Source organism: Hymenobacter rigui, assembly GCF_003944715.1.
Classification (GTDB): Bacteria; Bacteroidota; Bacteroidia; order Cytophagales; family Hymenobacteraceae; genus Hymenobacter; species Hymenobacter rigui.
The window spans coordinates 172656-185934 of sequence record NZ_RWIT01000006.1 but is presented as its reverse complement, the minus strand read 5'-3'; the positions used below and the strand labels follow the sequence as shown (position 1 = coordinate 185934).

At 61.5% G+C, this 13279-nt stretch carries 12 protein-coding genes; 4 read left to right on the top strand and 8 right to left on the bottom strand.

Going from position 1 to position 13279, the window contains the following annotated elements:
* Positions 1–13: 13 nt before the first annotated feature.
* From EI291_RS23200 to fumC, 4 genes are all read right to left on the bottom strand, one after another.
* The gene (locus EI291_RS23200) at positions 14–484 is read right to left on the bottom strand and encodes a DUF6970 domain-containing protein (RefSeq protein WP_240635546.1); all 471 of its coding nucleotides are present in this window, start codon (positions 482–484) and stop codon (positions 14–16) included.
* A 120-nt stretch (positions 485–604) separates the two neighbouring features.
* Entirely contained in the window at positions 605–1012 is a 408-nt protein-coding gene (locus EI291_RS13435; protein WP_205701601.1) for a diacylglycerol kinase family protein, read from the bottom strand.
* Entirely contained in the window at positions 1005–1598 is a 594-nt protein-coding gene (locus tag EI291_RS13430; RefSeq protein ID WP_125420716.1) for a GNAT family N-acetyltransferase, read from the bottom strand. The genes EI291_RS13435 and EI291_RS13430 overlap by 8 nt, the downstream gene beginning before the upstream one ends.
* Positions 1599–1778: 180 nt before the next feature.
* Positions 1779–3185 (bottom strand): class II fumarate hydratase, encoded by a 1407-nt coding sequence (fumC, locus tag EI291_RS13425; protein WP_125420714.1) that lies wholly within the window; start codon positions 3183–3185, stop codon positions 1779–1781.
* Positions 3186–3379: 194 nt separating this feature from the next.
* Here fumC and EI291_RS13420 point away from each other — a divergent pair, with 194 nt between their 5' ends.
* Positions 3380–3667, top strand: coding sequence for a hypothetical protein (locus EI291_RS13420; RefSeq protein WP_125420712.1), 288 nt, complete (start codon positions 3380–3382; stop codon positions 3665–3667).
* A gap of 251 nt (positions 3668–3918) precedes the next feature.
* On the opposite strand, the gene EI291_RS13415 is transcribed toward EI291_RS13420, so the two are convergent.
* Positions 3919–5322 (bottom strand): TonB family protein, encoded by a 1404-nt coding sequence (locus EI291_RS13415; protein WP_125420710.1) that lies wholly within the window; start codon positions 5320–5322, stop codon positions 3919–3921.
* A complete protein-coding gene (locus tag EI291_RS13410) occupies positions 5309–5923 on the bottom strand; it encodes an RNA polymerase sigma factor (protein ID WP_125420708.1) in 615 nt (204 codons plus the stop codon). The genes EI291_RS13415 and EI291_RS13410 overlap by 14 nt, the downstream gene beginning before the upstream one ends.
* A gap of 128 nt (positions 5924–6051) precedes the next feature.
* On the opposite strand from EI291_RS13410, the gene EI291_RS22885 reads away from it, so the two are divergent.
* Positions 6052–6210, top strand: coding sequence for a hypothetical protein (locus EI291_RS22885; RefSeq protein ID WP_170172635.1), 159 nt, complete (start codon positions 6052–6054; stop codon positions 6208–6210).
* Between the two features lie 328 nt (positions 6211–6538).
* Here EI291_RS22885 and EI291_RS13405 read toward each other — a convergent pair whose 3' ends face one another.
* Both EI291_RS13405 and radA read right to left on the bottom strand, forming a co-directional pair.
* Positions 6539–8086 carry a TlpA family protein disulfide reductase gene (locus EI291_RS13405; RefSeq protein WP_125420706.1) on the bottom strand — a complete coding sequence of 516 codons (1548 nt, stop codon included), beginning with the start codon at positions 8084–8086 and terminating at the stop codon, positions 6539–6541.
* A 197-nt stretch (positions 8087–8283) separates the two neighbouring features.
* A complete protein-coding gene (radA, locus tag EI291_RS13400; RefSeq protein WP_125420704.1) occupies positions 8284–9675 on the bottom strand; it encodes a DNA repair protein RadA in 1392 nt (463 codons plus the stop codon).
* Positions 9676–9862: 187 nt separating this feature from the next.
* Between radA and EI291_RS13395 the strand changes: the two genes are divergently transcribed.
* Positions 9863–11239 carry a sensor histidine kinase gene (locus EI291_RS13395; RefSeq protein WP_125420702.1) on the top strand — a complete coding sequence of 459 codons (1377 nt, stop codon included), beginning with the start codon at positions 9863–9865 and terminating at the stop codon, positions 11237–11239.
* 158 nt (positions 11240–11397) lie between these two features.
* Positions 11398–13053 carry an FAD-dependent oxidoreductase gene (locus tag EI291_RS13390; RefSeq protein ID WP_125420700.1) on the top strand — a complete coding sequence of 552 codons (1656 nt, stop codon included), beginning with the start codon at positions 11398–11400 and terminating at the stop codon, positions 13051–13053.
* Positions 13054–13279: the final 226 nt, after the last annotated feature.

Sequence of the window (13279 nt, the reverse complement as noted above, 5' to 3'; positions counted from 1 at the left end):
ACTCACTGTTACTTTACCGGGGATCTTGCCAAACCAGCTTTTCCTCGGTTCTGTTTTTAGAAAAGTCGGCGCATTTACCGTCGCCCCGTCCTGTGAAGCCGCCATCGGGGTGGCAGAGTACCTTCCCGTCGGCGGCGTAGAGGGTGGTGTACTGGTCGCAGCAGGGGCTGGTTTCATAGTACACCGTGGCCCCATTGAACTGGTAGCTGTACACGTGAATGGGCGGGTTGGCCTTTTTGTCGTTCAGGTGCTGCTGAATGCGGTCTTCCAGCCATTTCGGCCGCTTCCGGTCATCAAAGGCCGGCTGATTATCGGGGGTAGGTTCCACGGTATTGGCACTGGTGGGAGCCGGGGTGGATACGCTGCCGGCCAGCCCGGTCTGGGGCGCATCGGTGGGCGTGGTAACGGCCACGTTGCGCTGGCAGGCGGTGGTATTGAGCAGGGCGGCACCGGAGGCAGCAGCCAGAAACAGGAAGAAACGCATAGGTCGAAGGTGAGTTAGGCGGGGAACCGCTGCATCCGCACGCGCAATGGGGCGGCAAAGATGCACACAAACCTGCGTTACGCAGTTATCTATCCATTGTTCAGTAGCTCACGCCTTTCTTCATAGTGCCAGCAGAGCCCACACCCGCGGGCCGAAAATCAGCAGCCCTACCACCAGCGCTGCCAGGGCCATTACCAGCACCGCTCCGGCGGCCACATCCTTGGCCCGGCCGGCCAGCGGGTGGTAATCCGGCGACACCAGGTTCACTACGGCTTCAAGGGCCGTATTCACCAGCTCGGCGCACCACACGGCCCCCACGGCCAGCGCCACGGCGGCCCACTCCCAGCGCGCCAGCCCAAAGTATAGTCCCAGCCCCACTACCACCACTGTAGCCGCGGCGTGAACCCACAAATGCACCTCGGTACGCAGAGCCGCCACCACGCCCCGGAAAGCATAGCCGAAGCTGGCCGCCCGCTTGCGCACCAGGGCCGGAAAACGGCGCGGGGTAGGTTTACTGGGCTCAGCCACGGGCCTCAAACTGCTGAAAAACCGTCTGGCGCAGCATGTTCCACTCGGGCCGGATGATGCTGAAAATGACCGTGTCGCGGCGGATACCGCCCTGGGTGTAGCGGTGGCTGCGCAACGTGCCTTCCTCGGTGGCCCCCATGCGGCGCATGGCCTGCTGCGACTTCAGGTTGCGCGAATCCGTTTCCAGCTCCACCCGCTCACAGCCCAGCACATCGAAGGCGTGGCGCAGCAGGGCGTGCTTGGCGGCCCGGTTCAGGCCGCTGCGCTGAAACGCCTCCCCTACCCAGGTGTAACCAATGCTGAGGCGGGCGTCGGCCTCCTCCACATTGTAGTAACTAGTGCTGCCGGCCACCTGCCCGGTGGCTTTGTCGATGATCAGGAACGGGTAGCGGCGCTGCTGCTGCCGGCCCCGCGTGGCCTCCGTCAGGTACGTAGCCAGACTGATGGGGTCGTCAGCGCGGGTGAGGGTGTAAGCCCACAGCTCCGGCGCAGCGGCTACCGGGCGCAGAGCTTCAAAATCGGCAGTTTGCAGGGGCCGCAGCAGCACGCGGTTGTTTTCGAGCTGAATATCCTGGGAGAAATCCATGCGGGCGGAATGAATTGGGGAGTGCGGCGTAAAGATGCCGAAAAAACAAAGCGCCGCTACCCGGAATCAGGCAGCGGCGCTTTGTTTAGTGCTTAGTTGGTAGTGCCTAGTGCTTAGTTGATAGTGCTTAGGCCGTTTTATCGAAACACTCGCTGTGCACTATCAACTAAGCACTAACAACTACTTCTTAATCTCGCCTACCATGTCTTCGGGCTTCAGCCACTCGTTGAACTGCTCCTCGGTGAGGTAGCCGAGCTGGAGGGCGGTTTCCTTCAGGGTCGAGCCGTTTTTGTGGGCCGTCTGGGCAATTTCGGCGGCTTTGTAGTAGCCGATGTGCGGGTTGAGGGCCGTTACCAGCATCAGGCTGCTATCCACGTGCTTCTTGATGTTGGCTTCCAAGGGCTCAATGCCCACGGCGCACTTGTCGTTGAACGACACGCACACGTCGCCGATGAGGCGGGCCGAGTGCAGGAAGTTGTAGATCATCACGGGCTTGAACACGTTCAGTTCGAAGTGGCCGTTCATGCCGCCGATGTTGATGGCTACGTCGTTGCCCATTACCTGAGCGGCTACCATCGTCATGGCCTCGCACTGGGTGGGGTTCACCTTGCCGGGCATGATGCTGGAGCCGGGCTCGTTGTCGGGGATGTGCAGCTCGCCGATGCCAGCGCGCGGGCCTGAGGCCAGCAGGCGGATATCGTTGCCGATTTTCATCAGCGAAGCGGCCACCGTTTTCAGCGCACCGTGGGCTTCCACGATGGCATCATGGGCGGCCAGGGCCTCAAACTTGTTTTCGGCCGTGATGAAGGGCAGACCGGTAAGGTCAGCAATGTGCTTGGCCACGTTCTCCGAGTAGCCGGCGGGCGTGTTGATGCCGGTGCCCACGGCGGTGCCGCCCAGCGCCAGCTCCGAAAGGTGCGCCAGCGTATTCTTGATGGCGCGCAGGCCGTGGTCGAGCTGCGACACGTAGCCGCTGAACTCCTGGCCTACCGTCAGCGGGGTGGCATCCATGAGGTGGGTGCGGCCGATTTTCACGATGTGCATGAACTGCTCCGACTTGGCTTTCAGCGTATCGCGCAGCTTCTCGATGCCGGGAATGGTGGTTTCCACCAGGATTTTGTAGGCCGCAATGTGCATGGCCGTCGGGAACGTGTCGTTGGAGCTCTGGCTCTTGTTCACGTCGTCGTTGGGGGCCAGCACCTTCTTCTCATCCGAGAGGCTGCCGCCCTGCAGCACGTGGCCGCGGTAGGCCACCACCTCGTTCACGTTCATGTTGCTCTGGGTGCCCGAGCCGGTCTGCCACACCACCAGCGGAAACTCCTTGTCGAGCTTGCCTTCCAGGATTTCGTCGCACACGCGGCCAATCAGCTCGGCTTTGTCGGCGGGCAGGATGCCGGCGTCGCGGTTGGTGAGGGCAGCGGCTTTCTTGAGGTAGGCGAAGGCGCGGATGATTTCCTTGGGCATCCGGTTGATGTCCTGGGCAATCTGGAAGTTATCGATGCTGCGCTGGGTCTGGGCGCCGTAGTAGGCGTCGGCCGGCACCTGCACGGTGCCCATGGTATCTTTCTCGGTGCGGAACTGCGTCATGCTTCTTGTGGGGTGAGAAGAGGATGAGGTGACAGGGAAACAGGCTGCGGCCGGGGCCGCCGGGCAAAAGTACGCAACCTGGCTCCGTACCCGACCCAAAATCCCCAAATTCTGCGGGTATCAGGCGCGGCCGCCAGCCCGCAGGCTGCGTATAGCCGGCCAGTAGCTTTCCATCCGACTTATCTGCCCTTCCCATGAAAAAGACCTTCGAAGACGAATCCGACGCCCTGTCTACCTCGCCCGCCACGCCGACTGCTCACCAAAGCGCCGCCGTCACGCCGCCTAACCACGAAAACCAGGAGTCCACCAGCACCCGCGTAGGCGGCACCTCGGCCACTAACGAAACCGCAGTACCCACCACTGGCAACGGTGCCCCCGACTACAGCCAAGTAGAGCTGAAAACCGAGCCCGAGCTGCCCACCCACGACAAAGCTGGCGGCAGCGCCACCGAACCCGAAAGCGGCGGCGGCTACAGCGGGTAGCGGTGAAGTGATTTAGTGATTTAGTGATTTAGCGAGTTAGTGAAATGGTAAATGGTCATTGCGAGGCGTAGCCGAAGCAATCTGTCCTTTTCACTGCTCTACTCCCTGAAACGCAGAAAGCCCCTGATGCCTAGTTATGGCGTCAGGGGCTTTTGCGTGGGGCAAGGCTGCGAATTGCTTGAAGAACGGATTGCTTCGGCTACGCCTCGCAATGACTATTTACCACTTCACTAACTCGCTAAATCACCACTTCACCGTTGCTCTATTTTGAACGGGACGTTGACGACGACTTTGCGGGCGGTGCGGCGGTTGTTCTGCACGGCCGGGAACCAGGTGGGGCCCTCTTTCAGCAGGCGCAGGGCCTCCTCGTCGCACTCCGGCGACACGGATTTTACCACTTTAAAGTCGCTAAGCTTGCCGTCGGCTCCTACTATGAACTGTACGCGCACGGTACCTTCGCGGCGGTCTGTGAGGGCTTTTTCGGGGTAATCGAGGCTGTCGGCCAGATACTGGCGCAGCTTACCGTAGCCCCCGGCCGGCGTGGCCGAAATGCTGGGCAGCATGGGCGGAGCCTCGCGGCGCACTACCACTACCTCGCTGAGTTGCTTAGTATCGGGAGACAGGGCCAGCGCCAACGTGGAATCGGAGGGGCGCAGGGGTTGGGTTTTACTGGTGTAGCCAATAGAGGTAACCAGTAACTGCCCGGTAGCCGCGGGCACACTCATCTGAAATTTACCATCGGCGTCGGTGCTGGTGCCGTTCTGCGTGCCGGGTACCAGCACGGTAGCCCCGGGCAGCGGCTGGCCCGCATTATCCGTCACGCGGCCCTGAATAGTACGGGTTGCCTCAGGAGCCGCAGCCGGCGCGGCAGCTGCAACGCCCGCCACCCGCGCCATCTTGGCTTTCGCCGCCGCTGGTTGCGGAGCCGCCGCTACGTCCGCGTTACCGGCCACCGGCTCGGCTTTCGACATCATCACCGCTGCCGGCTCCGGTACCGTTGCCGCCACCTCAGCCGCAGCAGCTGCCGGGCGGGAATCAGCAAAAGCAGCCAACCCAGCTAGGTCGGCGGGCTGCTCCGGTGCTGTTTCCGCATCAGCCACCACAATCGGGCGGCGGTAGCGGGGAGCCAGCACCGGCCGCCGCACCGGCGAGGTTGGCGCTTTTGGTGTTACGGCCGCCACTGCCGGAGATGCTGTAGCAGCTGGTTCGGCCGGCCGAACGGTGGCCGCCACCTCCGACTGGCGCGTTGCTGCCGGCAACGACTGGCGGGCAATTTCTGGGGAGCTATTCAACCGGCTTATCGTCAGCCAGCCTACCACGCCCAATGACAGCAGTAGCACGGCCGCCGCCGCAAATGGCCGCCACGCCCACAACGGTACTACTGTCGGCTCAGGAGCAGTTTCAGTAGCCAACTCGGCTACGCGAGTGTGCAGGCGTTGGCGTAGCGTGTCCATGCTGGCCTCGTGCGCGGCGGTAGGCTGTATTTCCAGCCCTTCGAGCAGATCGGCACACACGGCGCAGTCTAGCGTGTGGGCTTCCACGGCGTGCTCCTCGGCGGGCGGCAATTCGCCGGCCACGTACCGGCGCAGCAGCTCCACGGGCAGGTGGGCACCGGCCGGGGCAGAAAACGCGGACGTAGAATCAGGGCGAGGCATCGGAGGCGGAGGCTTGCAGCAGGCGGCGCAGGTTGCGCTTCCCGTTTTGAAGGTGACTTTTTACGGCGTTCAGGTCGAACCCGGTGAGGGCGGCTACCTCGCGGTAGCTTTTCTTTTCCAGATAAAACAGCTCCAGACACTGGCGCTGACCGGGGGGCAGTTCGGCGAGGGTGTGTTCCAGCTGTTGCAGGTGCTGCTCGTGCAGCTCGGCTTCGGCCGGGTCGTCGGCCGTTAGATGCCGGGCCGCTACCGATTCCATACCGGCCTCATCAGAAAAATGCACCACGGCCGGGCCCGTCCGCTGCCGGGCGCGCAGCACCATCAGGCAGTGGTTGCGGGCTGTGGCATGCAGCCAGGGCGGGAAGTTTTCCACCTCGTGCCGGAGCAGCTTGGGCACCAGCTGCTCAAACAGCTGCATTACGGCATCCTGGGCGTCTTCTTCGTCGCGGAGGTAGCGCCGGCAAATGGCCAGCACCCCGCTCATGTGCCGCTCGTAGAGCGTGCCCACATCGGCCACCTCGCCCTGGGCACGGTAGCGCCGCAGCAGGTCCTCATCGGACAGCTCGGCGGCGGGTGCGGGGCGGGAGCGGCGGAACAACATGGCTTATGCAAGCTACGGTATCGGGGCCGGAAAAAAGCAAGTGCCCTATTCTCACTAGGGAGAACAAGGCACTATATCAATAAACCAGCTCTGTTCTTTGCAATCGGCTAACGGGTCACCTGCAGAGTATGGCGCTCCAGCAGGATGCCTTGGCCCACGTGCAGCTGGTACAGCCCGGCCGCTTCGGCGGCGGCCACGCGGCCAGCCCCACGCGGCCGGGCTTGGCCCCGGCAGCCAGCGCTTGGGTGGCCGTGGGCAGCGGGGGCAGCGCCACGTTGCCGTTGTAGATGCTGGCGTGCAGGCCGGCGTAGAGCAGGCGCCAGATAAAAGTGAAAGGATAAATAACACCCGCCAGTGCGGGGTATGCTAGCAATAGGCAATAGGTAGCGCGGTGGGGCAGGCTACGCAGTGAGAATCAGGAACGCAACGCTACATTGTGGCAGGGGCCACGGCACTACGCGCGGCTGGGCTCTGGCTGCGGCAAAGAATCCTCGGCACTAGCAGGCAGGAAGGCCGTAAGGTGAAGTATAGCGGGCTATACCTAAAAAAAACAGCGCCGCCTCTTGCTAAAGCAAGAGGCGGCGCTGGTGCACTACTGGCAGAGGGTGGAATAGCCTACCGCCCCGGCAGCGTGCTGCTGTAGGTGTTGGCCTTCCCGAACGACTCCTTGATTTCGTCGTAGGCGGCGCGGCTGCTCAGGCGCTTGGGCTTGGTGTTGAGGAAAGTACCGTCCTCGGCCAGCAGGAAGTAGCTGGGTACATCCTGAATGGCGTAGGCTCGGGCCACGGCGGAGCGCATGCCCCCGTTGGTACGCACGTGCAGACCCGGCAGCTTCTTGCTGATAACCAGCTGCTTCCAGGCACCTTCATTTTCATCGAGAGCAATGTTCAAAAACACGATGTTCTTGCCCTCAAACTTCTTGGCCAGTTCCGTCTCGTACGGCAGGTCGCGCAGGGCCAGGCCGCTGGTGGTGCGCCAGAAGTTCACGTACACCAGCTTGCCGGCAAACTGCTTTAGGCTCACGGTATCACCGGTGGAGGAAACCAGCCGGAAATCAGGGGCCGGGGCACCGATGGCAAAGGCTTTATGCGTATCGAAGTCCTGCTTCAGCACCGGGTAGTAGCCGTTTGCACTGTCAACGGAGCGGAAATCCTCCAGCATGGCGGCTGACTGCTTCACGTGCCCGAACCGGAACGACTCTTTCAGCACCCGGCCCATAATGATGGGCTTGGCCGGTCCGCTCAGCTGCTTTTTGGCCATGTCATAGCACACCTGGTAGAAGTCGGGGTCGGAGCGCTGCTTGCCGCTGGTAATGGCCAGATAATGGATGTAATTGAGCAGAAACTCCTGGTACATCTCACTCTGCACGGCTCCGGGGTTATTGATCAGGGCTTTATCGTCCAGAAAGCTGTAATAGCCCGGCGTCATTTTCAGGCGGCCCTCGGTGGCCACTACCTGTTCACGCAGGTCCTGGAAAGTGAGCCGGTCGTTGGCGTAGCTGTAATCAATTTCGGCCTTGATATAGTTCTTGAACGCCTGGCTCAGGCCCTCTCCCCCATCTTCCAGAAACTTATTTTCTTCCTTGCGGCGGTAGTCCAGAAAGGTGAGGAACGGGGCCTCGTACAGCATGATGTTGTCGGGCAGTACCTGGAAACCGTCGTTTTCCACAAACTTGTCGTCCATTTCGGCCATGAACGTGTTGGCTTCCGCGCCTTTGCCTTTGTAGCGCACGGAGGACGCCAGGTCGTTGCCTTTGAAGCGGATTTCCAGCTGGTTGCCAGGCTCCAGGAACATATCCGCCACGTCATCACCATACACCAGGTCGGCGCGGGTGGGGCCGTTCACAGTCAGGGCCAGCCGGAACTCGCCCTTGCTGTCGAGGCGGGCGTAAGTAATCTGCTCCTTGATGTCAAGGGGGTTCTCGCGCACCGATACGGCCACGGTATCGGTCGTGCGGCCACTCACTTTACCCGTGAGAATGACGGTTCCCTGTGCCCGCCCCAGCAGCGGGGCGGCCAGCAACCCGGCCCAGATCAGGGCAGCAGTGAGAGTAGATCTATAGGCCATTGGTCGGTAGCGGTTGCGGAGTGAGGAATCGGACCCTGCATAACCGTGGGGGCGGTTTTTGCGGTGCGAGGTCAGGTGATTCGCGGTAAAAGTCAATTCCTTCTCCGAAGATACGAGAGAACTGTCGAGAAAGTCCAATCCGACAGGCTACTTTTTTCGTAACCCCCTGACCGATACCAAAGTTTTGAACACTGATGCGAAAACGCACGGTACCACGCAGGTAAAAAACAGGATTTAACCAATTTAAGACCAAAGAGAGCGTGTATTACCATTTTGTTTCGCGGACCTGCCGGTTAGCCAAACAACCCCGTCAGTACCTCATCCAAACGGCCTGAGGGGTGTACCCGGATACCATAGCGGGCCAAGTCCAGGCCTTTGGCGTTGAACTGCGAAATGTACATTTCCGCAAAGCCCAGCTTCTCGGCCTCACTTAAGCGCTGATCCAGGCGGCTAACTGCCCGTATTTCACCACTTAGGCCCACTTCTGCTGCCAGGCATATTTCATTGCGGATCGGTACATCATTCAGCGAACTGACCACAGCGGCACACACAGCTAAATCCAACGCCGGATCCTCGAGGCGCAGGCCCCCGGCAATATTTAGAAACACATCATGCTGACCCAGTCGCAGGCCGCTGCGTTTCTCCAGCACGGCCAGCAGCATCTGCAGGCGCTTGGCATCGAAGCCGGTGGCGCTACGCTGGGGCGTGCCGTAAGTGGAAGGCGTTACCAGCGCCTGCACTTCCACCAGCAGCGGCCGGTTGCCTTCCACTGTGGCCCCGATGGCAATGCCGCTGAGACTTTCGGTGCGCTGGCTGAGCAGAATTTCGGAGGGGTTGCTTACCTGCCGCAGACCGGCACCCTGCATCTCATAAATACCCAGCTCAGAAGTGGAGCCGAAACGGTTTTTAACAGTGCGCAGGATGCGATAGGTCAGGTGCCGGTCGCCCTCAAACTGCAGCACGGTATCTACCATGTGCTCCAGAATTTTGGGGCCGGCAATGGAGCCATCCTTGGTGATGTGGCCGATGAGCAGCACCGGCACGCCGGTATCCTTAGCGTATTTGAGCAGCTCGGTGGTGCATTCGCGCACCTGGCTCACGGAGCCCGGCCCCGCCTCCACAATGGTGCTGTGCAGCGTCTGAATGGAATCGACCACCACCACGTTGGGCTGGAGCTGGTCAATCTGCCGGAAGATGTTCTGGGTGTTGGTTTCGGTGAGGATGTAGAGGCCCGGATGTTGCCGGCCCAGGCGCTCGGCGCGCATTTTGATCTGCTGCTCGCTTTCCTCCCCCGATACATATAAAATTCGTAATCCATTGAGCTGCATGGCAATCTGCAGCATCAGGGTACTTTTACCGATGCCCGGCTCCCCGCCGATAAGCACCAAAGAGCCCGGAACCAAGCCGCCGCCCAGCACCCGGTTCAGCTCCTGGTCGTGGGTATTCAGGCGCGATTCTTCTTCGTAAATAATATCGCCAAGGGGTTTGGGCTTGGCGGCTTTAGCGGCGGTGCTGCCCACCGAGGTAGAGGCCTTCCAGGCGTTGGCGGCCGTGGCCGTATCGGGCTTCTCCACTACTTCCTCCACGTAGGTGTTCCACTCGCCGCAGCTGGGGCAGCGGCCAATCCATTTTACAGATTGGGCACCGCAGTTCTGGCAGAAAAAGAGGGTTTTGACTTTGGCCATGCCGATGAGTTCAGAAGCAAGAGAGGGAAAACTAAAGAATGCAGCGCGGGGCTAAAAAGTTTGGCAAGAAACATCTTTTACCCGGAGTTGGTACTATTGCAGCACTCATTGCCCGAAGCCCGCGCGCCTGTGTTTCCTAACACCAGGCCGCGGTGGGCCCGTGAAATGACACCCTCAGCTTCCTGCCATGCCTGCTCCCGACTTAACCCGCATCCCGACCTTTGCCGGGCTCCCCCCCGAAACCCTGGACTGGCTGCTGGCCAACGGGGAGCAACGGTGCTTTGAACCCGGTGAAATAGTAGCCCGGCCCGGCGACGAAGCCGAGTATATGATGGCCATTCTGGCGGGTGGCCTGCAGTTCTATACGTTGCATAATGGCAACCGGGAACCGGCTTTCCGTATTGAAACCGGCCAGGTGAGTGGAGTACTACCCTATTCCCGGCTGCGCGTTATTCGGGGCGAAAGTGTGGCCGTGGGCGAAACCTGGCTGTACATGCTGCACCGCAGCAAGTTTCCGGAGCTGGAGCAAACCAGCCCCGAGCTGGTGCAGCGCCTGGTCAGTCTGATGAGCGACCGGGCCCGGCAGGAAGCACGTGCGCAGGAGCGCGACGACAAGTTGCGGGCTTTGGGCAAGCTCTCGGCCGGCCTGGCCCACGAGCTCAACAACCCGGCTGCGGCCATCATGCGGGCCTCCGAGCGGCTCAACTGCAACCTGCAGGCCCGGCCCGGGCTGTTGCAGGAGCTGGTACGCCACTGCCCCAGCCCCGAGGCGTTGGCTGAGCTGACGCGACTGGCCGCCGCGCCGGTTACGCCCACTTTCTCCTCGGCCCTGGACCGCGCCGATGCCGAGGACGAGTTGTCGAACTGGCTGGAAGACCAGGGCGTGCCCGATGGTTACCAGCTGGCGGCCGGTCTGCTGGATGCCGGAATTACCCTTCCGGTCCTGACGGCCGCCCTGGCAGCGTGGGCCGCCGAAGCCCGGCCCGCCGCGCTGGCCTGGCTGGAAGGCCAGCTGACCGGCCTGCGCTTAGTGCACGATGTGCAGGAGGCCGGCTCCCGCATTACTACGCTGGTAACCAACGTAAAAACCTACAGCCACATGGACCGGGGGCAGGATTTCGCCCCTCTGGATATTCACACTGGCCTGGAAAGCACCCTTAACATGCTCGGCTATTCTCTGCGGGCCAAAAACCTGCGGGTAGTACGCGAATATGCTTCTGATCTGCCACAGGTGCGGGGCCAGGTCAGCAGCCTCAATCAGGTATGGACCAACCTGCTCGATAACGCCATTGATGCCCTGCCCGGCGGGGGCGAAATCACCCTGCGTACCCGCCGCGAAGACGATTTTGTCCGCGTCTTCATCATCGACAACGGCCCCGGCATTCCGCCCGAGGTACTGCCCCGCATTCTGGAGCCCTTCTTCACCACCAAGCCCGCCGGCGAAGGTTCCGGCCTGGGCCTCGATATTGCCCTGCGGATTGTGGAGCAGCACGGCGGCCACCTGGAAATTCAGTCGGAGCCCGGCCACACGGAGTTTGGCGTGTGGCTGCCGGTGAGCAACTAAGTAGCGGAGTAACGGAGTAATTGTTCGGCTGGCGCGGGTGGTGCAGGTATCTGCGAAAAAAAGCCCGGGTAATTACCTGCTTATTTCGTCTGCTCAATAGCTACCGTCACCTGCCTACTTACTACGCAGTTACTTTTTTACTCAGTTACCCCCAAAGCATGAAAAAGCCGGTCCTTCTTTGCATAGACGATGATCCGCAGGTACTCAGTGCCATCGACCGGGACCTGCGCCAGGAGTTTCGGCGCGACTACCGCGTGCTACGGGCCGGCTCGGGCACCGAGGCCCTGAGCATTGTGCAGGAGCTGCACGACCGGGACGAGCCGCTGGCCCTGGTGCTGGCCGACCAGCGCATGCCCGATCTGGAAGGCGTGGAGGTGCTCACGCGCACCCGGGAGCTATTTCCGGAGGCCAAACGAGTGTTGCTCACGGCTTACGCCGATACCGAAGCAGCCATTCGGGCCATCAACTCCGCCCGCCTCGACCATTACCTGATGAAGCCCTGGGACCCGCCCGAGCAGCTGCTTTATCCCACCCTGCGCGACCTGCTCACGGCCTGGGAAGCGGCCTACAAGCCACCCTACCGCGGCGTGCGCCTCATTGGCTTTCAATGGTCGCCCCGCTCTCACGAGCTGAAGGACTTTCTTGCGGGCTACATGATTGGCTACCAATGGCTTGATTTCGAAACCGACGCCGAAGCCCAAGCCCTGATGGCCCGCAAGCAGCTTACCTCACACCAGTTGCCCGTGGTGATTCTGGAAGACGGCACGGCCCTGCCCAACCCCATGCCCACGGAGGTAGCCACCCGCATCGGCCTGACGGTGCAGGCCTCGCAGGAGCTGTACGATGTGGTGGTGATTGGGGGCGGCCCCGCCGGTCTGGCGGCGGGGGTGTATGGGGCTTCCGAAGGACTAAAAACCCTGGTAATTGAGCGGCAGACACCCGGCGGGCAGGCCGGCACCAGCTCCCGCATCGAGAACTACCTGGGCTTTCCTACCGGCCTGAGCGGCAGCGAGCTGGCCCACCGGGCCTGGACCCAGGCCGTGCGCCTGGGTGCCGAAATTCTGGCTCCCCAGGAAGTGGTAGACCTGTGTGTGCAGGACGGCTACAAAGTGCTCAGGCTCAGCGACGGCAGCGAGGTAAAAACCCGGGCCGTTATCCTCACTACCGGCGTGAGCTACCGCACCCTGGAAGTGCCGGGCATTGACCGGCTGAGTGGGGCGGGGGTGTACTACGGGGCGGCCCGCACCGAGGCCCGGTTCTGCCAGGAGCAGGATGTGTACATTGTGGGCGGCGGCAACTCGGCGGGGCAGGCTGCCATGTACCTGGCCACCTACGCCCGCCGGGTGTTCATCCTGATTCGGGGCGAAAGTCTGGCCGCCAGCATGTCGGCGTACCTGATTGAGCAGATCGACCAAACCGAAAACATTGAATTGCTGCCGTTTACGGAAGTGGCGGAAGTATGCGGCACTGATCATCTGGAGGAGGTCGTCATTCGGCGGCAGGGGCAGTTGGAGCGCCGCCCGGCCCGGGCCTTGTTCGTGTTCATTGGAGCCAAGCCCAGCACCGAGTGGGTATGCAACACCATTGTGTGCGACGGCAAAGGCTTCGTGCTTACGGGCCGCGACCTGGTGACGGACGCGCGCTACGCCACCTCCTGGAAGCACCCGCGCCGTGAGCCCTACCTGCTGGAAACCTGCGTGCCCGGCGTTTTTGCCGCCGGTGATAGTCGCTCGGGGGCCATGGCCCGGGTAGCCTCGGCCGTGGGCGAGGGCAGCATGGCCATCAAGTTTGTGCACCAGTACCTGGATGAGTAGCTGAACCCGCTTTGCGTGCCTGCCAGGTTGGCCGCCCGGTAGGCACGCAGAAAAAATTTTGCTGGAAACGCGGCATTTGCACAGAATGTCTTCAGAAATCGATTTTCGGGCTTGACGCGCTTTAAAGCCATTGCTCAGTGGAAACGGTAGCTCCAGTACAGTATATATCGGTACCGGAGCTGCTGCTATTCGTCAAACTCTATACCTACCTCCACAGTATATAGCG

Coding starts and splice junctions, on each gene's coding strand:
- fumC (WP_125420714.1), bottom strand. CDS start 3,185: ATGACGCAGTTCCGCACCGAGAAAGATACCATGGGCACCGTGCAGGTG.
- radA (WP_125420704.1), bottom strand. CDS start 9,675: ATGGCCAAAGTCAAAACCCTCTTTTTCTGCCAGAACTGCGGTGCCCAA.
- EI291_RS13430 (WP_125420716.1), bottom strand. CDS start 1,598: ATGGATTTCTCCCAGGATATTCAGCTCGAAAACAACCGCGTGCTGCTG.
- EI291_RS23200 (WP_240635546.1), bottom strand. CDS start 484: ATGCGTTTCTTCCTGTTTCTGGCTGCTGCCTCCGGTGCCGCCCTGCTC.
- EI291_RS13420 (WP_125420712.1), top strand. CDS start 3,380: ATGAAAAAGACCTTCGAAGACGAATCCGACGCCCTGTCTACCTCGCCC.
- EI291_RS13415 (WP_125420710.1), bottom strand. CDS start 5,322: ATGCCTCGCCCTGATTCTACGTCCGCGTTTTCTGCCCCGGCCGGTGCC.
- EI291_RS13395 (WP_125420702.1), top strand. CDS start 9,863: ATGCCTGCTCCCGACTTAACCCGCATCCCGACCTTTGCCGGGCTCCCC.
- EI291_RS13390 (WP_125420700.1), top strand. CDS start 11,398: ATGAAAAAGCCGGTCCTTCTTTGCATAGACGATGATCCGCAGGTACTC.
- EI291_RS13410 (WP_125420708.1), bottom strand. CDS start 5,923: ATGTTGTTCCGCCGCTCCCGCCCCGCACCCGCCGCCGAGCTGTCCGAT.
- EI291_RS22885 (WP_170172635.1), top strand. CDS start 6,052: ATGGCGCTCCAGCAGGATGCCTTGGCCCACGTGCAGCTGGTACAGCCC.